Below are 22079 nucleotides of genomic sequence, written 5' to 3'. Positions count from 1 at the left end.
CCTTGTTCTATTATCATTAACAAAATTCGGAGGTATGATACTCTTTAGACTGCATTTTTTATTCCCTTTTTAGCTTTCTTAATGATTCAATATCTCCTTGTACAATCGCATCTATATTTTCAGTTATTTTATTAATGTCAAAATGCCACCATTGAATTTGCAATAATTCTTCTATTATTGTTTTTGTAAATCGTTCCTTTATTTTATTTGCAGGGTTTCCGCCAACAATTGTATATGACTCGACGTCTCTAGTCACAACAGATTTAGCTGCAATGATTGCACCATCCCCTATTTTTATTCCAGGCATAATCGTTGTATCCATACCAATCCATACGTCATTGCCTATAACTGTATCACCTTTGTAAGGTAAATCAGACAAATTAGGTGTATACTTCTCCCACCCATTCCCAAATATATTAAATGGATATGCCGAAAATCCATCCATCCGATGATTCGCTCCGTTCATAATAAAGGTAACTCCATTTGCAATACAACAAAACTTTCCAAGTATAAGGCGATCTCCAAGAAATTCATAATGATGTAATACACGATCTTCAAATGTTTCTCCATCTTTCGCATCATAATATGAATAGTCTCCAATGAGTATATTAGCTTTTGTTATTGTATTTTTTATAAAATGGACATTTTGATTTCCTTCAATAGGATATTTAACATTTGGATTAGGATTCATGTTGTACAGCACTTCCTTTACCATTTATTTCACTTTCTACCGCTATTACTGGCTTTAAATTGTATATAGGTAAAATAAATAATAATCCAATAATAAATAGTAACGCTGTGCCCTCATACATCGTACTTAATGAGAATACTTCTTTTAATGAACCAGCAATACTCATCGTTACTACCATTGAACCGGTGAATAGTGGACTTAATATACCATTTACACGACCAATAAAATCAGTATCGCTATTTTGAATAATAAGCGTATTAATACCTATTTGGATACATGGAAGAGCTAACCCACTAAAAAGTTGTGCTGTAAGTGTCACCCATAAATTTGTCGAATAACCTATTATACCAATGCCGATCGCCTGACCGAGCATCCCTATAATTAACATCTTTTGCGGAGCAACGTTCTTCGCAAATACCATCGCTAAAGCACCGCCAACAATCATTCCTGCACCATTTACTGTTAGTAACCATTGTAAACTCTCTTTTGATAAACCTAACTGCTCAGTTACGATAAATATACCTAATGGCTGAATCAACCCTATACCTAGTCCTGCCGCCATAAAACAAAGTCCTAGCAAAGTTAATGCTTTTTTCTTTTTCACATATTTAATACCATCAAGCATCTCCTGTAGTAGCGTGATTTCTTTCTTCTCATTATCATTCTCAATATCTTTCGGAAGAAATAACAACACAACAGCTGCTAGTAAAAAAGCGATACCTGTTATGATGATTGAAATATAAATTCCAAAACTATGAAAGATAAATGTTCCAAGAATCGGTCCTAATACCATAAAAATCGCAAATATTGTTTGATATATAGACATTGCTAATTGGATCTGTTCCGCCGATAAATGTTGTTTAAACAATTTCATGCCAGATGGCTGAGAAAACTGTGAAAGGATTGCAGAAATAAGCGTGACAAAAAATACAATTTTCCACGTACCAAACATAAGTGTAATTAATACAGCGAATACTGAAATAGAACTTAAAGTCTCACACCATATCATTGTCTTCTTTGGCTTCCACCTATCAGCAAACGTTCCGCCAATAAAAGAAAAGATGAAAATTGGAGCAAACTCTGCAACTGAAATCATCGAAATAGCAAAAGCATCACCCTTCGTCATTTCCATTACATACAGTAATACCGCAAAGTTTCGAACCCATATCCCTACTTGTAAAAATAATGCTGAAGCTAAAATTCCCTGTACAAATCTATTTTTCAATACTTGTGATACCCCATTATTTTGTTTCGTTACTACATTTGTCGACATAAAAAAGCCCCCTATTTCATGTTCTGAACAGGAGGCAGCACAAATCATATAAAAAGACTATATATTCGCAGAGCGAAATACATCCCTTTTCTATAAATGTACAGACTAATCCTATTCAGAAGAATATTTCGTTTTTTAACGAAGATCTCTTACAAATAGAATTAGTTGATCATTGGGATGTGTTCACCCTTCCGTTTCGAATTTAAATAACACATACATACTCTATGTAAATCATTTTCTATGTATGCATGTCTAAAAATAAATATTCTAGAATGTTAATGGTAATTCCTCTAAAGAACGCATTAAATAATTCCCCTGCCATTTAACATCTTCACGATTCCCTTTTATTTGTAATTCAGGCATCCGATTAATCAAAGTAGTAATAGCAATCTTCGCCTCCAACCTAGCAAGTGGAGCGCCTAAGCAGAAATGGCTACCATGTCCAAAGGCAATGTGACGATTATTTTCCCGAGTAATATCAAATACTTCTGGGTTTTCAAATACTGTTTCATCGCGGTTTGCCGAAGCTAATGCAATGACAACCATATCCCCTTTTTGGATTGTTTGTTCGTGAATTTGAAAAGGCTCAGCTGCCCATCTTGCAGTTGTAACCTCAACTGGAGAATAATAACGCAATCCTTCTTCAATTGCAGAATCGATTAATTTTGGGTTATCTTTTAATAACTGTAATTGATCTGGATTTTCAAGAAGTGCTAATACCGTATTCGTAATTAAATTCACTGTTGTCTCATGTCCTGCTACGATTAATAGCATTATCATTGAATATAGCTCTGGAGCACTAAGTTTATGTCCTTCATTTTCTGCAAGTATTAGCGCACTAACCAAATCTTCTTTTGGATCTTTTCGTTTTACATCAACTATATATTGAAGATATGTAATAAACTCAGATAGTTGTTTTTCCGTTTCTTTTATTTCTTCAGGTGTTTCTGGCGATGCAATAACAGCATGAGACCAAATTCTAAATTTTGCTTGATCTTCTTTTGGAATACCAAGCATTTCACTTATTACAATAATCGGTAAAGGGAACGAATAATCATCCACAAGATTTAAAGTGCCTTTTCGCTCTATCTCACTTATTAAATCATCCACTATTCTCTGAATTCTCCCGTCTAATTGTGTAATCATCTTCGGTGTAAAAGCTTTTTGAACTAAAGATCGTAAACGACTGTGATTAGGTGGATCTGAATTTAACATGTGAGTTGTTAAATGATCACTATTGTCAACGGAAAGATACATGTTCGTTGTATCTTGAGGAAACACATTTGTCATATCTTTTTTCAAACGATTATCTTTTAAAAGTGGCAGAGCATCTTCATATCTTGTAATGAGCCATTCTTTACCAAGTTCAACTTCATTTACAAATAATATAGGTTGTATTTTTCGCGATTCTTTATAAATTTCATAAGCATCTTCTTTAAACTGCGCTGAAGCTAAATTAATACCATCCTCTATTCTTTGCCCAACTTTGTTTTTCATTGACATTGTATCCCCTCACTCTCATTTTTTTGAAAACGAACCAACAGTTGCATTATACTCTAATAAAAACGTGAAAATTGTAAATTTTTAATCAAAATCTTACTTCTTATATTGAAAAATAAAAAAGTGAGAGAGTAAAATCCTTCTACTCTCTCACTCTTATTTACGCAAAACACATGAAATTACTAATTTGTTGATAGCGATAACTTACTTTACGACGGCGACCACCTTGCCAAGTGTAACCTGAAACCCCATTTCTCCTCACTTCAGTTGGGAAGAACCATAAGTCCCTTCCGAAAGGTCCAGGACGATGCAAACGTAAATAGCCCCATCTTCCTAGACAGTTACACATCCAGGATTTCATATTTCCTGGCTGTGCTGGCGAAGCAAATGTCGATGGTAACGATGGAGCTTGAGATGGTGGTGGTGACGTTGGAGCATCTTCCGCATCATCTGGTCTATAATCTTCTTGTTCCATATCTCTCACTTCATTTACAGGTTCATACCCGTAGTTTTGTGGATTATAATACATCCCTTGATCATATGAATAATTTTGCTGGTTATACATATTAACAACTCACCTACTTTTCATTCAGTACCTTTAACATTCATATGTGATATGCGCACTATAGGAAGCTTATGTATAGCCTAAATTCAACAAAAAAATAAAGCTCGTATTTTAAAAATACGAGCTTCTTCATAAACGGAATAGATGTATTATTTTCTTAATTTCACACTATAAAAACGCATTTCTTCTAATGAACCTTCAAATTCAAATACTTCTTTTTTAATTAATTGCTTTAAACGATATTCTAAAAAAGTATCGCCAACTAATTGCTCTACAAGACCAAGTGCTTCACCAATTACTCTAGGGGCTTTTAGAAATTCTCGATCAGCACCTATACTTTTCGCGCATTCAATAATAAATTGATCAAAATAATCTTCCTGTACCGAACGCACTTCATTCTCTTTCCAAACTCTTAAAAACTCCGTACTTTTCGATAGACTATCCCACTCATGTTCAAACTGCATACGTTTCTCTACAGTTAAATATAGCAATTCTACAAAACTTTTTTGAATTAGAGCTAAACTTTCAGGTGCTAACTCTCCAGTTCCACGAATATCATATTCTTGTTTTAATATTTCTTTACTTGCTTCAGACGTATTCATAACGCGAATGTTTTTCTTATCTTTTAATTGTGCAATTACAAAACTTAAGCCTACATGTTCATGTGCGTTATCTGCCTTCCAAATGGTAATTGGTGTTTCATTTGGAATTGAATGTAGAACTTCTAAAGTTTCCTTAAATTTTGGTAAATACTCTTCTTCAAAATAACAATCATAAGAAGTTAAGTTATTTAATAACCACTTTTTTCTTGCTAATTGACCTTCATTTGTATGTAATTGATGAACAGGCCCAATTGAAAAGAATTCAGAGAATGAAACTACACTCTCCTCAAGTAATCCTTCCTGTTTCAACATATATTTTAAACAGCCAGCTGTTGAATCATCAAAGGCGATATGAATGTGTATACTTTCTCTTACGTTCTTTTCCTGAGTCGCATGACTTGTCAATTGCTTAGGAATACTCGTTAAATTTTTTATCATATCTTCGTTATAATTCCCGTCTAATACATCTAATTGTATTAGAATACTTTGAAGTAAATGTTTTGCTTCATCTTCGTACATATCATCTACAGCATTTTTAATTTTATCTATCATGTAAATCCCTCTATTCATTTCAAAACTAACATAGATTATAGTTTATCATTTTAGTATCGCTCTTTAAAAGTTTTTTTAAGTAAAAACATTTATTATTTAGATTGCTACAGCTAAATAATATTTTTAATAGCTAAATAACTTTTTGTAAATCCTTTTATTTAAATGTATAATTATATAGAAAATAAAAAAACACAGGAGCTATATGTATGGATAAAGTATTTACTACTTATAAACATTATCTGAAAAATTGGAGATTTATATTTATTTGTATATTACCTACCACCGCCTTATTATATGTTTTCGATGTCATCTTCGAATTACTATTTCATCAAAATTTCTATTTATCTAACTTAATTTTTGCTATTATATTATTTTTAATATTTATTAACATCAAAGATATGTTTAAAATTGAAAGTTAAAGAGCTGGATAAAAAAAGAGCACCCTGCAATTGGATGCTCTCATGTGATAGAGGTTTTTTCTGAGTATTAAGTAGGACACGAAGGTCTTGTCCTACTTAATACTATATGCTTGTACTTATTTTATTGTGCACCTATTACACATCAAATGTATACGTATTGCTAAAAATCCTGCTCATATATTCATTGTACAATTATCATATTTATAAATAAAAAAACATCCCTATGGATGTTTTTTATGTACCAATTTTTAAGCTTCTATAAACTTAGCCGGTACACCAATTTTTTCAACTACAGAAGATATATTAGTAGGATTAATCATTACATTTTCAATACTAACTAATTTATTTTCTAATAGTCCATTCTCTGTAGTAATAAGTTCTTCAAACCGATCTAAAGTCATCGAGAATTTGTGTTCGCTTCCGCCATTCATACATACTTTTACATACTTCATAGTGTCACCGCCTTTCATAATAATCTATACTTCGATAAGAAGACGCTTACATCCTTTTTATTTCCTACTAGATTTCTCACTTTTACTCCTTGCTAATTCACGTTTATTTTAAAGAAAGCAGGTACTATTTTCTGTTCACGATATTATTGCTAGTAAGAATGATAAAGATAAAAAAGCACAAAGTGGTATATATAAAACAGTATCCATTCTTGCAAATTGCGTATCCTTTTTTCTTTTAAAGATACCAAAATAATGAAACTCACCAATTACTCTTATGAAAAATACAATCATACAAATCCAGGATCCCATTTGAACAATAATATTAGGAAATGCCAAATGAACAACATTCGTTTGTTGTAATAAAATTATTGCTGCCATACTTAATAATAACGCAATGAACAATGTCATCCCTGTACCTGGTGTAAACGCCTTTTCTCCAGCTTTTGTTGGAATGACACTATTGGTCGCCCAACTACCTCCGAAAGCCCAGTAAACATGTAAAAAGCTAACTAAAAACAATATACAGACCGAAATATATGTAATAATAAGCATTTTGTCCTCCCATTATTTTATTTAAGTCCTCAACTTTAGAGTATGCTACAATTTCCACATTAGCAATCTATATTTAATTACATAAAAAAAACCTTTAATGATACATCATTAAAGGTTTTTTTATACATTATACTTATTCCTACGACGTTCCATCCTCGTTTGTCCTTGAACAGTACCTTCTTTATATTGTTGTATTGGCTCTGTCATTTCATATGTTGCAGCTGAAGCTGGTTCTTCGTAATTATGCTCACGTATGTTTTCTGGTGTTTTTCGTTTTGATCCTTTCCCACCAAATTTAAATAATTTCATCTTAATTTTCGGTAATTTTGGAAGTGGAATCTTAAATGATAATTTTTTGCGTTTCTTTTTTTGTTGAAAAAGATTTATATTTTCTTTATTATCATTTTTCTCTCTGCGGTGAATTAACATCGCAAGTAATCCACCTACTATTAGTCCTCCAACTAACAATAGAAGATATAAGTAATGACTTGTCATTAAACTCGTCATACGTTCAAGTATAACTAACGACTGTATTTCTTTAATATCCCAAAGTAAAGCGGCCCATAATGACAATAAACCTAAAGTTAGTCCATATGTACGAAAACGGAATAAACATGGAATTAAAGCGATACAAGCGGCAATTTTTGCATTCGCTATTATTGAACTTGTTGAGATATCCTGATTCCAAAGGATTAACAGTAGTGTTATAAATGGCGCGTACGCTATCCAACTACATATACGTGAATATATTTTTTTCGCAAAATAGCTACCGAAACTAGTAAAAAATAATAGGCCTCCAATATATAAAGATTGTTCTAATGGGATTTGCTTCATAATTCCTGCAACTGGAAAGAGGCCGCTTAATAGCATTAATAACACATCTAATTTCTTCACAATTCCTCATTCCTTTCAAATTTCTTTTGAATCAATTCATATTGCTTTTCCATATGATGTAGATTTTGTATTTCTAAAAAATATCTTAATCCTGTATGTAAATAAAGTAAATACTTAAAAGAAAAGATACATGACAAAGGATATCCTTATTTACATGAAAAAATGACAAATCCTGATCAATATAACGGGCAGGATTTGTCTACTATTATTTAAAGCAGAAAGATTGAATCATTCTTTTCTATTTTCATTATATCTACATCCAATTCATCATCAAACTCTTTAAATTCTCTTGCATCTATATCCGTCATATCGCGAATATTTTTATAAGCAATTCGTATAAGTGTGATCTCTTTAATTAAAGCTGTTTTAAAGAAGACATATCAGCGATAATTTATGTCTATTCTGTATAAGTGTTAGTAAGTTCGTTTGCAAACTTGTTAGCACTTTTTTATTTTCTTCTGTTAAAAATCTTCATTGTATTTTTTCTTTTACACATCAATCAAACTTCCACTATGACCAAAATCATTAATTAAAGAAAAAATAATAATAGTCGCGTTCATAACTTGCAAATTTCAAAAAATTCTTCTTAGGCTGTAAAATTCGTGCTTTGTTGGTACTCCCCCTTGCCCACCAACCTAAGAAAAGCAAATACCCCAAAACGAGAAAATTGAGCTGAATTCTCATAAATAACTGTAAAAAGCTAAAATTTTGTTATAAGGGTCTCAAAATCTTAGCTTGATAGCAATGGGGTCTTCTCCCTATTAAGTAGACAATAAGAAAAATACTAAATTACCAGTGTATTTCGATATTCGATCGAAACACACTGGTTTGATTCCTTATTAATGTGGAACAAATTTATTACTTAGATTGTCTATTAAGTGTATTCCTAAAAATATAGGCAAACAGCATAAGGGGGATTTCTGCTGAAAATTAATGTGATAAGAACAATATTTGAAGTTAGGTTATCAAAAGAAAAGGCTTCAAATATTTAATAAAAATTTAAAGTTTACCCTACTTTTTATTTTAATAGTTCCTTATATCCTATATGTATATGTGTACATCTCTCGCACTACACTCTTTATGAACAGCAAAATTTACAATTTACAAGGAGTAGACTTTATGAATAAGAGAATCAAAGAATTAGAATCCCAAGTTGTTAGAAAAGTAATCCCAGGCTATGCAAGATTTATCAATGGGCTAGGCGAAATATCTAAAGTAGGTGTAAAATGAATTTTATCAATAAACGAGAAAAGAAATTTACTAAACGACAAGTTATATTATTTATATTAATTATAGGATATTATTCCCTTTTAATGATAGCTACCACATTTGGGCGTTCAGCTGAGAATATCTTTGTAAGAACTATTGATTTCGATGTACTAAGCCAGTATCAACAAGCATGGAATCAATTTTCATTTAATTCTTTTTTTCATATATTTGTTAATATAGGTATGCTGTTTCCGTTAGGGATTTTATTACCTTTATTTAATGAAGTTTTTTTAAAAGTAAAATGGATGTTAATCAGTTCAATTACAACATCTTTATTTATTGAAACTCTTCAATTTATAACACTTCGTGGAAGTGCGGAACTAGACGATTTACTTCATAATACTATTGGAATGATGCTAGGGTATTGTATATTCAATATAGTTCTTATTCTTCTCAAAAAAAAGGAATCACACACATATATAGTCAAATATTTAATCTTACCAGCTGCTGTAAGCTTCTTCGCACTTGGAATAATTATTTCGTATGAAATGAAGGAATTTGGTAATATGCCATTTGATCCTTACAGAAAAACAGATATGTCTCATGTCTCTATAAAAGCATCACTAGAGTTAAGCGATGAAGGTAAAAAAATGCCTGTTTACGATTCTAAAGGTGAAAAAGTGCGAGACGTCAAAATTATTTCTCCAAAAGAAGCATTTCAAAAGCTGAAACAAGGAGATATTTATCCTATGGGAGCTTTCGGAGCGGGTGAAGAATTTGAAGGTGAGACTTTAGTCATTACGGAATATAATTTAGAACGCGTCACGGATACAAAAGGTTTTTCTCAACCAGTATATATCTTTCGCGTACAGTTAAAAGATCATGACGTAGTTCTAACGAGTCCACCTATTTCCGCAAGGAAATAATGTGAATTTTCATTTTATACGCATATAATCATAAAGTGAACTTCCCCCCGATTGTTAGACACAGGGCAGTACCACACACCCATCGACTTAAGTTTTTGTTGCATCCCCAAGTGTAAAAAAACGTTATTTTCTAAAGTTAATGAATTCCAAAAGCTTAATTTGTTTTTTTCGTTATTTCTCAGTTACTTAATTTTCAAAAAAAGACTATCTTCTGGCTTGTGCACAGGGATAGTCTTTTTAATTATTAATTAGTTAGAACAGCCTTTACAAACGGTGAGAGCTTATCTTCATAGATGCCTTAGCCTTCAAAACTATATTTTTGATGAACTAGAATTGTTTTCTAAAAAGTTGCAACGATATATGTCACCTTAGAAGGACTGTTATTTTTTATTTCGCTATTAAATACTTGCAATCACATAAACCTTCACAAAAACATCATACATTCTCGCTAACTCTTCCAGCTTCTTTTCTCTGTATTTTGTAACCGTAAAAAAATAAATCTTCTTATTACTGCGATGGTTTGATTAATAACATGCACATAAATGTTCAACATATAGAGCCAATGCTAAAAACTATTTATTGTACAGATGCATTTGGACTAAATACGGAAATTAAACTCAATGAATTAATTAATATACATTAAAAAAGAGCTGTCCCAGAAGTCGGTGACACCGACTTCTGAGTAGCCCTTTTAAATGCCCCATGCAAAGGGAACATTTAAATCATTTATAAGTAACTTTTAGTATTTTCGTTTTCCAAGAAAAGCATATATATCATTGCCATCCCTATAAGTTTCAACTTTGCGACCATCTAATTCTATTGTTCGAGAGCTTGCAGTAGGATTTTTCATTATATTGTACAGATAATCTCCTTTAGTTGGTAGTAGGGTTTTTAAGATTTTTTTCACAGGCTCATTTAATACAGGGTCATCACTATACATAAATATTTTATATGCTCTGTCATCGTTAGAAGAGAATTCAAAAGACATAAGGTTATCATAGTTTTTATTATATCTGTAGTTATATTGGGTTTTTTCAAATCCATAATCAATCAGTATATTCTGAATTTCTTTATAATTTTGCTCATCCCCATCTTTCTCAGGAATAGACTCAGGAACAAAGTTAGGGTTTACAAAAATTGCATTATACATAAATTTTGCAAATTGTTCCCTTGTTACACTCATTTCTCCGCCATATTGATAGTTTCCAATTCCATTTGTGATGCCATTACTATACAATGAACGAACAGAGTCTGTTGCCCAATGATTATTTGAAACATCATAGAAAAGGTCGTTTGTTTTTACAGCTAAGTGAAAAGCTTTTTGTAAGATAACAGCCATTTCGTATCGAGTTAATGTATCATCGGGTCTGAATTTGTCAGTGCTGTCTCCTGTCATGATCCCTGCTTGAGCAACTGCTTTAATACTGTTTTCAAACATATGCCCATGAATATCAGAGAAATTTTTGATTGTAGATCCATTATTTTCTAGTTTTAGATATCTTGAAATAATCGCAGATACTTGTCCACGAGTTACATTGTCTCCAAAACCAAATTTCCCGTTGCCATAACCACTTATTACCTTTTTATCTGCTAAGTAGTTGATAGAACTTTCAGACCAATGCCCACTTGGTACATCAGTGAAATCTGCAGTTTGTGCATGAGCATTCGTTGCACCGAATAGTGTGGCGGTAATTAAGCCTGTTACAAGTACATGTTTAAAATTCATTATGATTCCTCCTATGTATATAACTCTCACTTATATCCGTTGTTTTTAAGTGATTATCATTTTTTGTTATATTAATATATAATAATTATATAAAAAACGTCAACTGCTTTCGTACTACAACGGATATTATGGTATCAGCAGTTAAAAATAATCCTGCAAATAAAAGACCGACTCATACGAGTTAGTCTTTTATTCATTTTGACTAAACGTTATCTCTTAGATCTTTGATAGATATTAGAATAGCTCTTTATAGAAATACCGCTAATTGTTCACGCGTTACTGTACCATCTGAATTAAAGTTATTATTACCTACACCACCAGTAAATCTACTTTATTTAATTAATATTTAATGGTAATATGTAAATAAAAAAATATAAAGAGGTGTTTTTAGTGAAAAAAGCAAGTCTGTTACTAACTACTTTTGTAATGATTCTGTCATTTTTTATTCCTAATCTTGCAAGTGCTAAATCATTCCCAGATGTACAAACTACTAATTGGGCGTACAAAGAAATTAACTATTTAACTGAAAGAGGAATTATTAATGGTACTCCAGAGGGTTATTTCAAACCTAGTGATAATGTAACTCGTGGTCAAATGGCTGTAATGTTAGATAGAGCATTAGATTTAAAAATGCCATATAACTATAAGGACACATTCCAGGATATCCCGGTATATTCCTATTACTATGATGCTGCGCATAAATTGATGCATTACGGCTACATAGCTAATTCTTTTAATTTCTTTGGTGAACGAGAATTAACACGCGCAGAGATGGCTGTAGCACTCGTTAAGGCTTTTGATTTAAAATCAACTGGCGCACACGTTAGATTTAAAGATGTTTCACCTACTCAATATTGGTCATATGACTATATTGTCATTTTAGCTCAAAATAATATTACTGTTGGATTCCCGGATGGTACATTTGCGCCTACAGCCAAAGTTACTCGTGAACAGTTTGCTGCATTCTTAACACGTGTGCAAGAACCAAATTTCCGTCCAACTCGTAATTAATGGCCATTATTAAATAAACGCCCCCAAAAAGGTCTGCTCTAGTCTGAGCAGACCTTTTTTACCCTACATTACATACACATAGGCTTTATTTACAATTATGCAGATTTTATTTCACATAAATATTATTATACTAATCTAAAATTTCCATATTTACATTTTTTTCTTTTTATCTCATAATTTAAATTGGAAAAGGGAGGAAAAAAATGGTTCAAATCAAAGTAACACCTGAAATGCTAGAAGAAGTGGCTAATCGTGCAAATAATACCAGAATCGCATTAGAATCTATACATAATAATTTATGTAATGAAATAGATCAATTGTGTTTTCAATGGATTGGTGCCTCTAATCAACAGTTCATTCAAATGTTCAATGATGCGAGACCAAAAGTTTTTACATCTATTAATTCACTTGTAAAAGTAGAAGAAGACTTGAAACGGATTGCTGAAAAATTCCGCAATGCAGATAATCAAGATGTTACAATGGAAGAAGGTGCAATGTGTGGTAAACCTTCCTCTGAAGAAAAAGGTTTTGATGGCGGTAAACTAGCTCGAGATATAGCTGGTGAAATAAGTGGTGAGTATGATATTAAAAGAGCGTGGGATGGTGTTGATCCATCTACTGGTGAAAAACTATCAACCTGGGATAGAATCTTTGCGGGTGGGATGGCAGTAGCTGGTCTTACACCAGTTGGGAAACTTGCTAAAGTGGGTAAAGGCGTTAAGATGACGCATGCTGCAATAGAAAGTAAAAACCTTTTACGAGGAGAAGATTACTTAAAAGCAGCAACAAGACCAAATGGTATCGGTAAACCACATATTGGTGAGAACGGAAACTTAATCCCAGCAAATAAAGAAGGAATGTATAAAGGCCGACAAGTAACTGTAACTGAACATATCTTAGGTGGATATCGCAGAGGAGCAAAACATAGTAGTCCTTATACTAGTTTCTCGATAAAACCTGAGGTTGCAAGTAATTATGGTAAAAATATTATTGATATTGATTTACCTGCTCTAAGAAAGGGAATTAGGGAAGGTGAAGTAAAAGATGTTGCTATTTTAAGCCCTAAGAAAATAGAGCGTTTAATAAAACAAGATTCCGCAACTACAGATCACTGGAAAAATCTCGCTTTAAATTGGACTAAAAGAGATACTGAATACCTTATTAGAGGAGAAATTCCTGGTAAATATTTTAACATTAAGAAATGAGAGGGATATTCGCTATGAAACTATACTTTAAAGATATACATTTAGGAGACATTTCAAATGCAAATGGTGATGGTTTTTGGATGTATGGAAATATTAATTTCACTAATAACATTTCTGATTTCAAAGAGTTTCTTAACAAAATGGTAGATGAAAATAATCCGCCTTTAGATGATGTAAATCCAATCCTATTGGATGAAAACAATTGGTTTGTATCTAAAAATAATCAATTAGAGGGAATTGGAATACCTGCCGTCTACTTTGATTCAAACGAAATAGAATGGCGTTGGAGATAAATATAAAGGTTCTCAGTTAAGAGAACCTTTTTCACTTCACTCACATATACATAGGTTTCATTTGCTATTACATAGTATATTTCACTTAACTTCATACGGTGAAAAAGCGCCTGATTGGATGATGTTTTGTTTAGGTTCCTCCGCTTGTATTTGCTCCTGCTTCTGTTCTGCTCCAGTAAACCAAGAAAGTGGCTTACTCCCTACAAGCGAATTCAAGTCACACTTACCGATACCAGGTACATTTCCTGTTTCTGTGTACTGCCATATATCACAAGGATATGCTGGTTTATTGCCACCATATCGAGGAATCCAAACGAAATCACATTTCACATTTGCCATTTTAAACGGTGCGTACATATGATGCCCAACATATAAACCAACTTTCTTAGCACCTAAACGGTATAACGCATCGATAAAGGCTTAAGTGCGGGCTCTCATATCCTCCATCGATTTGTCTATTATTTAAAGTAGACTAATTGAATCTTTCTTTTTTATTTTTATAATATCTACATCCAATTCATCATCAAACTCTTTAAACTCTCTTGCATCTATATCAGTCATATAGCTCTTTATTACTTTTGCCATATGCATAAAATACGGCATATGTATATTTTTTTCCTGAAGCATACTTGAATTACAGCACATATAGTGTATCATTTTAGCGATGTAATTCCGTTCTATAGGTTTTACACCTAGCGTTAATATTTCAAGTATGTATCGCTGCGATGTTTCACTACCATTTAGCGAATATTCGCCAGTGCTATAATACATCCCTTTTTGATCTACATATAAACTTGTGCCCTCTGGAACATCATCACGTTCTATCACACCGTATTTTGGTGTATCAAAAGATGTATTTATTCTTATAACATTTAAATTAGGAACCTTTAGCACATCAGGAACAATCTCCGGTAAAATATCTATATCAATTTTTTTATTTTGTAACTCTTTCATCCAATATTTTCTTAAATGCGCATCTACAATGAAATAAACTTGTTCATTTTTCTCTTTTGCACGTTGTAAAATTCCCTTTAATGTTTCAAAAACAAATTGTTTAAATTGAATTCCCATATCATTTCTTTTTGAAGGCTGTGGTAAAAAGGTATTATGTTTATTTACATTTAATAACAAGCAATCAATCGGTTGCCACTCTGTATTCCCATATAATTTATATGAAATTTCTTTTCCTTTTATTTGTGAAATAATAGGTAAGAAATCAAATTTCGAGATTCGTTCAATTGATAAATTAACATATGTACAAGGTAAATTTATTTTATTCCAACTACGTTTCAAAAATCCTTTTTGTTCTAATAAACTAAGAATACAATTTATTATTGTTTTATGGGTTACACTTTGGCCTATAAATAAATTAATAAATGCTGAAATACGGTTTGTTCGTGCAAACCCTTCTCTAACGATTTGCTTTGGATCAATTTTTTCACGCCCATCACAATTTTTCATTGCGATTAACGCCAATGACACATCATTACGCTCACCTGCAGTAGCATACACCGCTTTCATTACATCCTCTATTAAATTTGTTTTGTATTTCTGGCAATATTGCATTTTATATGGATTTTGCAATACTTTTTCAATATTATATCTTACTATTTTTAACAATACTGGAGAATCTGCATTTAAAACATATAATGACTCACCGATTTGAGCTAACACAATTTCACTTTCAAATAACGCTTGTTCAACTTCCAACGAGATTTTTTCAGACCATATTTCTAACGTTATAGTCTCTAATCCTTTTGGTGCAATTAAAGGGAATAATTCATTTTCATTATTTGTTGCTACCTTTTTACATTCTGGTAGTAATGTGAAATTAGCGAATTTTTGCTGAAACCCTTTAAATAGATGCTCTTTTTCTTTTACTTTTATACCAGGTTTTATTTTAGTACCTTGAACTTTATATATTCTCTCATTATATGGAAGCAACACCCTAATATTTGTTCCTATCATATAATCTTTCGGATATTGAAGAATATGCTCTAATTCAACTTCTCCACCTATACGAAAATCATCTTTTAAATTTCTAAATATCTTAATCCATTTGATGCCGTTTGTAGCCTGCTGAACTTTTAGTTTTACAAATCGTAATTTCTTATTATTCGATGCAAATTCTGGAGTAGAAACCAATATCATGCCCCGTTTTCGTCTTAATAGCAAAGGAATATCTGGATGGTTATATTCTTGATAAAACCTCCGAATTCCTATTGAAACATTTAATAATGGAATATTTTCGCCCCCGCGCGTGATACATTCGAAACGATATACATAGGCAAAATAATCTTGAGTTTTTTCATCTTTAATAGGCTCTGACATTGCCTCACAAATATTTTGTGATCTAAGAGGAGAAAAATATATATCTTCTTCATTGATATTCTCTATTCGTCCAGGTTGTTCACAAAAAATATGAGAAATTAAAGCAGGCACCCACTTAGAATATATTTCATAATCATGTAGTACAGGTATGTTAGAAATTAAATCGTAATGCCATTCATAATTTGGCAATTCTATTAATTTATTTGGTTTCCAATCATGAATCACCTCATACCAACTTTGGAAAATATAATCGAGTTGTTCTTTTCTAACAGGTTCTTTGGATACAATCCATGGTGTATTTTCACTTAATACATACGGATTATGCTGAATAAATAATATATCAGAAAACATATCATATAATCTTTCATTCAATCGTTTCAACTTACTTGTTAATAAAAATGTCTTATAATGTATCTCTACAATATCAAGCCAATCAATAGGGAAATATATAAATGATACGTTTTCATTTAAAAGAGGTTCTACTATATCTTCAAATGTTAACAACTTTAATTTTTCCATAAGATGATTACTTCCTTTCTTCATTTGTCTTGATCACAAAAAGCTAGAAAAATTAACTCTTAATCTAATCGATTTATACCAAGTATTTAAAAGAAAAGTAAAAACATACCTCCGAATAATATATTCTTAAAACGACTGATTTAAAAATTAAAAGTAATTATCATATACGACACCTCTAATATCTTTATTTCAATACATTAGAATTATATAATATTATTATTGTAATGTATTTAACATTTACAATAATTTTACAATAAAACTAAAAAAGAACACCTTAATTCGGTGCCCTTCTTGCAAATATCAGCATTTATGTAATTGAACATACAGATAACACTAATCCCCCTAATGTAATTGCACCTAGTAATCCAAATACAAATCCAGTTATACAAACACAATCAGCAAGACAAATGGATGACTGCGATAATGGAACAAATGACCTACTTGTACCCGATCCATATTGTTTTATTTTCTCATAATTTATATCTAACATTAATTGTAGACATGCTATAACTTCCTCAATAGAATGAAGAGATTCTTTTTCTAATCGATCCAATAATTTACTATTAAAAGTAATTGGAAGAGGATACTGCTTATCAAATTTCATATTTTGATAGATTAATTGTAAACGAGATAATATATTATCTTTCTTTTTTTCACATGTTACTGTGTACTTCATGTTATTAAATTCATTTAATAACAGTGTCAATTCATCTCTGTTTCCGTATAAATCCCTTGCTATTTTTCTCTTTAGTTTGTACGAATGGATAATAGATTTAAGTTCAATCATTTTAATACACTTCCTAATAAAATTTTGCTTACCCTAATATTTTAAAAATAAACAGTACTTTTAAATCTTATTTAAAATACACTCAAGTATCTTCTTTTACTATCGATTAACATTACATTAACCTTACATAGTTGTAATAATTTCTTTTGCTATCCACTAACTAGAAGCAACAGATTTCTTATTTTATGGTAAAAAATACAAAAAAGCAATGATTAGGTTTTAAATCTAGTCATTGCTTTTTTGACCTTATCTTGATTTACAACTAAAAATCTAAATATCTTTCTTCCACTTGAATGCTACATGTGTTTTAATTAAATTCTTTAATAAAAATTACATAATGCTTCACTAATGGATTCCTTTTTTCTCTTATCAATATTCATATGTTACAATAGTACCAGTTGTATCAGTAGTACCATTAAAACCATTAAAACCACTAAAACAATTTGAACAACTACCACAGCCACCACAACCTCCGCAGCCGCCACAACCAAAACAGCCGAAGCAACCAATACAACGGAATCCACCACAACGAAATCCACCACAGCGACCTGCACAACCTCCACAACGACCACCACAACCTCCACAGCGACGAACAGCATCTTCAATATAGTAATATGGATATTGGTTTTGTTGATCCCAATACACGATATTTCCAGGCTGGTAATCATTAAGGCTTAATGCTTGTAGTTCTTGTTGAAACTTATTCATTTTCATGACCTCCATTTATAAACTTCAACCTTTTCAATGCTTTCCTATCTTTCTGTTCGTTAAATCTAAGTAGAAATAGCGCTATAAAGTGAAACTTTAATCAGTGGGGGGTTGTTCATCCCCCACTGATTATTAGTTGAACCAATCGGACTTTTATGGGCAGCCCGACCCCCGCCTAACTTCTTTGCTTTCGCTGAATTTTGAGGTGGGGGGCTTACTGCCCATTAAAGCGGGATAAACTAAGTTCAATACGTACACCTACAAAGTATGACCTATCACTAGATGATGTATCTTGTTCATATACCTATTTTTAGGTTATTTTTTCCATGGGCTCATTTTTATAAATTGAAAAAAGACGCACTTAGATTGATGCGTCTTTTTGCGATACTTCTTTTGTGAAATCATATACATAGGTATTATCCATACCTGTGTATAGCATTATCTCTACTCATTATCCAATTACATCTTTTATATCTGTATTCACTGGCCACTTTTCCAAAGTATAGGCCATTTCCCAAAATGAATATTCATATTGACTGCTAATAATAAAGTGCTGTTTCATTCGATTTCGGTCTGCCTCTGTTACTTTTTCAGCTATTGCATCTAATCGTGTAATTTGCTCTTCAACTAATGTACGGAACCAATCAGATCCATAAGCAGAGATCCATTCGTTATAAATTGGCTCTTCTGGCTGACACTCTTTTAAACGTTCACCAATTTCATAATACAACCAATAGCAAGGTAAAATTGCCGCAATTATATCACCCAAATGTCCTTCATACGCAGCACGATACATATGTGAAGTATATGCATATGCAGTTGGGGCTGGGATAAAATTCTCTTTTTCTTCTTGTGTTATCCCTAGTTTTTTCGCAAAATTCTCATGTAAAGATAATTCTGCTTCATATGTATTTTGAGCATGGTGTGCCATCCGAGCTGTCGTTTCTAATTCTAGAGCCTTTGCAGCACCTAAAGTTTGTACTCTAGCGAAATGACTCAAATAATATGAATCTTGAAGCACGTAATAGCGAAAACTAGCTAAATCTAACGTTCCCTCGCCAAGTTTTTTTACAAAAGGATGATGAAAACTAGCTTCCCAAATTGAATCTACTTCTTTACGTAATGATTGTGAAAAAGTCATTTAAATCCCTCCAATTATGTATAAAATTTAAGTATTTACCCACTATTATTAAATCTGTAAAACAAAAAAACTTTCTTTACAGGCGTAAAGAAAGTGAAATTGACAGTATTTATTCATAAAATAGCAAAGTCTTTCCCACTTCCCTACGCTGGCATTAACCAGATCAGGTACTAAGAGTCTCAAATTCTCATTTGATCTCAGCCTATATTAGGCCCCCCTAGTGGATAAATATTTAATTTTCGTATTGTAATCATCATAACATACTTCATGTTACTGTCAAAAGTATTCATGCTACTGCTACTTAAAATCCTTCTTCTTTTCTTACTCTCAATGAAGTTTCAATAATCATATCTAATAGTTTACTATAATGTATACCAGCTGCATCTGCACTTTTCGGTAATAAACTTGCTTGTGTCATCCCTGGTAATGTATTAACCTCCATTACATATGGAATACCGTCCTTCACCATCATATCAACTCTCGCATAAACGCTGCATTTCAAAGCTTTATAACAAGCAAGTGACGCTTTGTTTACTCGTTCTTTCAATTCAGCTGGAAGTTCGATAACTTCTTCAATTGTACTAGCATCATCATATTTCGCATTGTAATCAAAGAACTCCGCCGCATGTCGAATTGAAATGATAGGTAACTGTTTTCCATCAAAAATTGAGCATGTAATCTCGTCACCTTTTATATACTTCTCTATTACAACTTCAGAATCCCATTCGAACACAGTTTCCAACATCGAGATTAATTCGTCTTTATCATAGACAATTTTCACCCCAACACTTGAGCCACCAGAGTTTGGTTTTACCACTAACGGAAAACCTAAATTATCTAATTCATAAAGATTTAGATCCTCCATTTTTGTAAGTTCAATCCAATCTGGTGTTTCTATACCTTCATAACGTAAAATCTTTTTCGAAATATTTTTGTCCATACATATACCGCTAGATAACATATTGCTGCCACTATAAGGAATACCTAAACTTTCAAGTGTTCCTTGAACAGTCCCATCTTCTCCGTATTTTCCGTGTAATGCGAGCAGCGCGAAATCAATGTCCTTCGCTTTTTCGATTAAATCCATTTTTTCGTTTAACGTAATTGGGACTATTTCATACTTACTTTTATCTAAATGTGCAATCATTTCATTTCCAGTCATAATTGATACTTGTTTTTCAGAAGATACTCCACCCATAATAACGCCAATTCTCATTTCCTCAACTCCAAATTTCATTTTTTATTGTATCACCAATTATTTTGATTCCCCGAACTATATCTTCTTCTTTCAGACGTGAGAATCCTAATCGAAACGTGTTCGCTCCTCCTCCATCAGAATAAAAAACATCTCCTGGAGAGAATGTAACCCCTTGCTCATAACACTTTTGCAAAAGCGTACGGGCATGAATTTTTTCTTCTAACTCTATAAATAAATGAAGGCCACCATCACCGGTCATTCTTTGAAACGGAATGTACTCGTTACACGCCCCAACAGCTAACTCATATTTTTTCTTATAAACTGATCTTGCCTTTTTTAAATATTTTTCAAAATACCCTTCATGTAAATATTGAAATAGAACAGCTTGATCTAACGTTGATGTGTGTATTGTTCTTGCTCTTTTTACACTTTCTAAATGATGGATTAGTTCTTTATCTGCGATGATCCATCCTACACGTAAACCAGGGAAAAGCACCTTTGAAAAGCTACTAATATAAATTACATTATTACCAGCGCCAGCAAAAGTTAATAATGGTGCTAAATGTGAACCTGAATAACGTAGCTCTTCATTAAACCCATCTTCTATAATAGGAACCTTATATTTTGAGAATAATCTCATCAGTTCCGTTCTTTTCTCCGAACTCGTAACAATACCAGTTGGATTATGATAAGAAGGAATTAAATACGCGAAATCAAAATCCTTTTCACACAAACTTTTTTCTACTTCGTTCGTATCGATGCCATCTTCATTCATATTAATTCCATGCACTTCAAGTCCATGCAAACGGAAAAGCTTCAGTGCAGCATGATGAGTCGGGTTCTCACAAATAACCCGCCCTGATTTTTTGGATAACGAGGATAGTACAATATCCAATCCTTCAGTAAATCCATTTGTAATTAAAATATCTTTGTTCGAAATATCTACACCTTTCATTTCCATATAATGAAGTAGATAATTCATTAACGGTCTATAGCCTTTAGCGTAGCCGTAGTTTAATACGACATCACCTTCAATGGACATACGAGTAAGAAAAGCTCTTTTGAAATTTTCCACATCAAATAGCTTTTCGTCCGGAGCAATGCTATTAAAAACAATCATTCCTTTTTCCCAGCGGACACCATGTTTCATTAAATCTAATTCATCCGCTAATAAGGTAACTGTATTAAGTTTATTTTTCCAATCTATTTTAACAGACGAAGTGTTTGAAATATCAATCTTCGCAACAAAATTCCCTTTTCCTTTAACTGCATAAATGAGTCCTTCTTGCTCTAAATCGGCATAAGCAGCGAGTACAGTATTTCTGCTAACACTCAGTAATTCGCTTAGTTCCCTTGTTGAAGGGATTTTTTGATCCCCGAGTAAATGCCCTTTCATAATCATCTTTTTCAAATAATCTTTCAATTGAATATAAACAGGACGATTTTTGACAACTTTAAAATCTTTAAACAATTCCTTACCCCCTGCAATCATTTTTTCATATTTATTTCATTCTTTAAAGGTCCA

At 32.2% G+C, this 22079-nt stretch carries 19 protein-coding genes, 4 pseudogenes and 1 riboswitch; of the genes and pseudogenes, 6 read left to right on the top strand and 17 right to left on the bottom strand.

Annotated features, from left to right (window positions below):
- Positions 1–58: 58 nt before the first annotated feature.
- The 5 genes from MR113_RS00360 to MR113_RS00340 all read right to left on the bottom strand — a co-directional run bounded on the left by MR113_RS00360 (position 59) and on the right by MR113_RS00340 (position 5183).
- A complete protein-coding gene (locus MR113_RS00360; RefSeq protein WP_242250555.1) occupies positions 59–691 on the bottom strand; it encodes a Vat family streptogramin A O-acetyltransferase in 633 nt (210 codons plus the stop codon).
- Positions 681–1964 (bottom strand): MFS transporter, encoded by a 1284-nt coding sequence (locus MR113_RS00355; protein ID WP_242250554.1) that lies wholly within the window; start codon positions 1962–1964, stop codon positions 681–683. Before MR113_RS00355 ends, MR113_RS00360 begins: the two co-directional genes overlap by 11 nt.
- 267 nt (positions 1965–2231) lie before the next feature.
- A complete protein-coding gene (locus MR113_RS00350; protein ID WP_242250553.1) occupies positions 2232–3467 on the bottom strand; it encodes a cytochrome P450 family protein in 1236 nt (411 codons plus the stop codon).
- Between the two features lie 157 nt (positions 3468–3624).
- Positions 3625–4029: a hypothetical protein gene (locus MR113_RS00345; RefSeq protein ID WP_061659363.1), complete on the bottom strand. Its 405-nt coding sequence runs from the start codon at positions 4027–4029 to the stop codon at positions 3625–3627.
- Between the two features lie 149 nt (positions 4030–4178).
- Positions 4179–5183: a DUF1835 domain-containing protein gene (locus tag MR113_RS00340; RefSeq protein WP_242250552.1), complete on the bottom strand. Its 1005-nt coding sequence runs from the start codon at positions 5181–5183 to the stop codon at positions 4179–4181.
- Between the two features lie 206 nt (positions 5184–5389).
- On the opposite strand from MR113_RS00340, the gene MR113_RS00335 reads away from it, so the two are divergent.
- Positions 5390–5602: a hypothetical protein gene (locus MR113_RS00335; protein ID WP_242250551.1), complete on the top strand. Its 213-nt coding sequence runs from the start codon at positions 5390–5392 to the stop codon at positions 5600–5602.
- Between the two features lie 248 nt (positions 5603–5850).
- Here MR113_RS00335 and MR113_RS00330 read toward each other — a convergent pair whose 3' ends face one another.
- The 3 genes from MR113_RS00330 to MR113_RS00320 all read right to left on the bottom strand — a co-directional run bounded on the left by MR113_RS00330 (position 5851) and on the right by MR113_RS00320 (position 7500).
- On the bottom strand, positions 5851–6054 hold the full coding sequence (locus MR113_RS00330; protein ID WP_242250550.1) for a hypothetical protein: 204 nt from the start codon (positions 6052–6054) through the stop codon (positions 5851–5853).
- 135 nt (positions 6055–6189) lie between these two features.
- Positions 6190–6606, bottom strand: coding sequence for a DUF3995 domain-containing protein (locus tag MR113_RS00325; protein ID WP_242250549.1), 417 nt, complete (start codon positions 6604–6606; stop codon positions 6190–6192).
- 120 nt (positions 6607–6726) lie between these two features.
- Positions 6727–7500, bottom strand: a complete 774-nt coding sequence (locus tag MR113_RS00320; protein WP_242250548.1) for a DUF3959 family protein — start codon at positions 7498–7500, stop codon at positions 6727–6729.
- A 1226-nt stretch (positions 7501–8726) separates the two neighbouring features.
- Here MR113_RS00320 and MR113_RS00315 point away from each other — a divergent pair.
- Positions 8727–9635, top strand: coding sequence for a VanZ family protein (locus MR113_RS00315; protein ID WP_242250547.1), 909 nt, complete (start codon positions 8727–8729; stop codon positions 9633–9635).
- 398 nt (positions 9636–10033) lie between these two features.
- Here the strand turns inward: MR113_RS00315 and MR113_RS28695 are convergent.
- Positions 10034–10135: pseudogene (locus MR113_RS28695) on the bottom strand (replication-relaxation family protein); the annotation flags it as partial.
- A 2-nt stretch (positions 10136–10137) separates the two neighbouring features.
- On the opposite strand from MR113_RS28695, the pseudogene MR113_RS00310 reads away from it, so the two are divergent.
- Positions 10138–10278, top strand: a pseudogene (locus MR113_RS00310) (YolD-like family protein); the annotation flags it as partial.
- 96 nt (positions 10279–10374) lie between these two features.
- Here MR113_RS00310 and MR113_RS00305 read toward each other — a convergent pair.
- Complete coding sequence (locus MR113_RS00305) at positions 10375–11361, bottom strand: S-layer homology domain-containing protein (protein ID WP_071723155.1); 987 nt, start codon at positions 11359–11361, stop codon at positions 10375–10377.
- Positions 11362–11751: 390 nt separating this feature from the next.
- Between MR113_RS00305 and MR113_RS00300 the strand changes: the two are divergent.
- The 3 genes and pseudogenes from MR113_RS00300 to MR113_RS00290 all read left to right on the top strand — a co-directional run.
- Positions 11752–12360 (top strand): annotated as a pseudogene (locus MR113_RS00300) (S-layer homology domain-containing protein); the annotation flags it as partial.
- Positions 12361–12575: 215 nt separating this feature from the next.
- Positions 12576–13577: a WXG100 family type VII secretion target gene (locus MR113_RS00295; protein ID WP_242250546.1), complete on the top strand. Its 1002-nt coding sequence runs from the start codon at positions 12576–12578 to the stop codon at positions 13575–13577.
- Positions 13578–13591: 14 nt separating this feature from the next.
- The gene (locus tag MR113_RS00290; protein ID WP_071723819.1) at positions 13592–13870 is read left to right on the top strand and encodes a hypothetical protein; all 279 of its coding nucleotides are present in this window, start codon (positions 13592–13594) and stop codon (positions 13868–13870) included.
- Positions 13871–13960: 90 nt separating this feature from the next.
- Here MR113_RS00290 and MR113_RS00285 read toward each other — a convergent pair.
- The 7 genes and pseudogenes from MR113_RS00285 to pdxR form a co-directional block, all read right to left on the bottom strand.
- A pseudogene (locus MR113_RS00285) lies at positions 13961–14323 on the bottom strand (GH25 family lysozyme); the annotation flags it as partial.
- 9 nt (positions 14324–14332) lie between these two features.
- Positions 14333–16720, bottom strand: coding sequence for an RNaseH domain-containing protein (locus tag MR113_RS00280; RefSeq protein WP_242250545.1), 2388 nt, complete (start codon positions 16718–16720; stop codon positions 14333–14335).
- 307 nt (positions 16721–17027) lie between these two features.
- Positions 17028–17507 (bottom strand): homoserine dehydrogenase, encoded by a 480-nt coding sequence (locus MR113_RS00275; RefSeq protein ID WP_242250544.1) that lies wholly within the window; start codon positions 17505–17507, stop codon positions 17028–17030.
- A 369-nt stretch (positions 17508–17876) separates the two neighbouring features.
- Positions 17877–18215, bottom strand: coding sequence for a heterocycloanthracin/sonorensin family bacteriocin (locus MR113_RS00270; protein WP_242250543.1), 339 nt, complete (start codon positions 18213–18215; stop codon positions 17877–17879).
- Positions 18216–18666: 451 nt separating this feature from the next.
- Complete coding sequence (gene tenA, locus MR113_RS00265; RefSeq protein WP_242250542.1) at positions 18667–19356, bottom strand: thiaminase II; 690 nt, start codon at positions 19354–19356, stop codon at positions 18667–18669.
- Positions 19357–19479: 123 nt separating this feature from the next.
- Positions 19480–19585, bottom strand: a riboswitch (TPP riboswitch).
- Positions 19586–19657: 72 nt separating this feature from the next.
- Positions 19658–20572: a D-alanine--D-alanine ligase gene (ddlB, locus tag MR113_RS00260; protein WP_242250541.1), complete on the bottom strand. Its 915-nt coding sequence runs from the start codon at positions 20570–20572 to the stop codon at positions 19658–19660.
- A gap of 4 nt (positions 20573–20576) precedes the next feature.
- Positions 20577–22025, bottom strand: coding sequence for a MocR-like pyridoxine biosynthesis transcription factor PdxR (gene pdxR, locus MR113_RS00255; protein WP_242250540.1), 1449 nt, complete (start codon positions 22023–22025; stop codon positions 20577–20579).
- Positions 22026–22079 lie beyond the last annotated feature (54 nt).

The sequence above is a fragment of the Bacillus cereus group sp. BfR-BA-01379 genome (assembly GCF_022663605.1).
GTDB lineage: Bacteria > Bacillota > Bacilli > Bacillales > Bacillaceae_G > Bacillus_A > Bacillus_A mobilis.
Note: the sequence above shows the minus strand (reverse complement) of the source record. Positions and strands in the feature narration are given on the sequence as shown.

Coding starts and splice junctions, on each gene's coding strand:
- MR113_RS00315 (WP_242250547.1), top strand. CDS start 8,727: ATGAATTTTATCAATAAACGAGAAAAGAAATTTACTAAACGACAAGTT.
- MR113_RS00295 (WP_242250546.1), top strand. CDS start 12,576: ATGGTTCAAATCAAAGTAACACCTGAAATGCTAGAAGAAGTGGCTAAT.
- MR113_RS00325 (WP_242250549.1), bottom strand. CDS start 6,606: ATGCTTATTATTACATATATTTCGGTCTGTATATTGTTTTTAGTTAGC.
- MR113_RS00330 (WP_242250550.1), bottom strand. CDS start 6,054: ATGAAGTATGTAAAAGTATGTATGAATGGCGGAAGCGAACACAAATTC.
- MR113_RS00360 (WP_242250555.1), bottom strand. CDS start 691: ATGAATCCTAATCCAAATGTTAAATATCCTATTGAAGGAAATCAAAAT.
- MR113_RS00350 (WP_242250553.1), bottom strand. CDS start 3,467: ATGTCAATGAAAAACAAAGTTGGGCAAAGAATAGAGGATGGTATTAAT.
- MR113_RS00305 (WP_071723155.1), bottom strand. CDS start 11,361: ATGAATTTTAAACATGTACTTGTAACAGGCTTAATTACCGCCACACTA.
- MR113_RS00270 (WP_242250543.1), bottom strand. CDS start 18,215: ATGAATAAGTTTCAACAAGAACTACAAGCATTAAGCCTTAATGATTAC.
- MR113_RS00345 (WP_061659363.1), bottom strand. CDS start 4,029: ATGTATAACCAGCAAAATTATTCATATGATCAAGGGATGTATTATAAT.
- ddlB (WP_242250541.1), bottom strand. CDS start 20,572: ATGAGAATTGGCGTTATTATGGGTGGAGTATCTTCTGAAAAACAAGTA.
- tenA (WP_242250542.1), bottom strand. CDS start 19,356: ATGACTTTTTCACAATCATTACGTAAAGAAGTAGATTCAATTTGGGAA.
- MR113_RS00355 (WP_242250554.1), bottom strand. CDS start 1,964: ATGTCGACAAATGTAGTAACGAAACAAAATAATGGGGTATCACAAGTA.
- MR113_RS00275 (WP_242250544.1), bottom strand. CDS start 17,507: ATGATTGAACTTAAATCTATTATCCATTCGTACAAACTAAAGAGAAAA.
- MR113_RS00340 (WP_242250552.1), bottom strand. CDS start 5,183: ATGATAGATAAAATTAAAAATGCTGTAGATGATATGTACGAAGATGAA.
- MR113_RS00280 (WP_242250545.1), bottom strand. CDS start 16,720: ATGGAAAAATTAAAGTTGTTAACATTTGAAGATATAGTAGAACCTCTT.
- MR113_RS00290 (WP_071723819.1), top strand. CDS start 13,592: ATGAAACTATACTTTAAAGATATACATTTAGGAGACATTTCAAATGCA.
- MR113_RS00335 (WP_242250551.1), top strand. CDS start 5,390: ATGGATAAAGTATTTACTACTTATAAACATTATCTGAAAAATTGGAGA.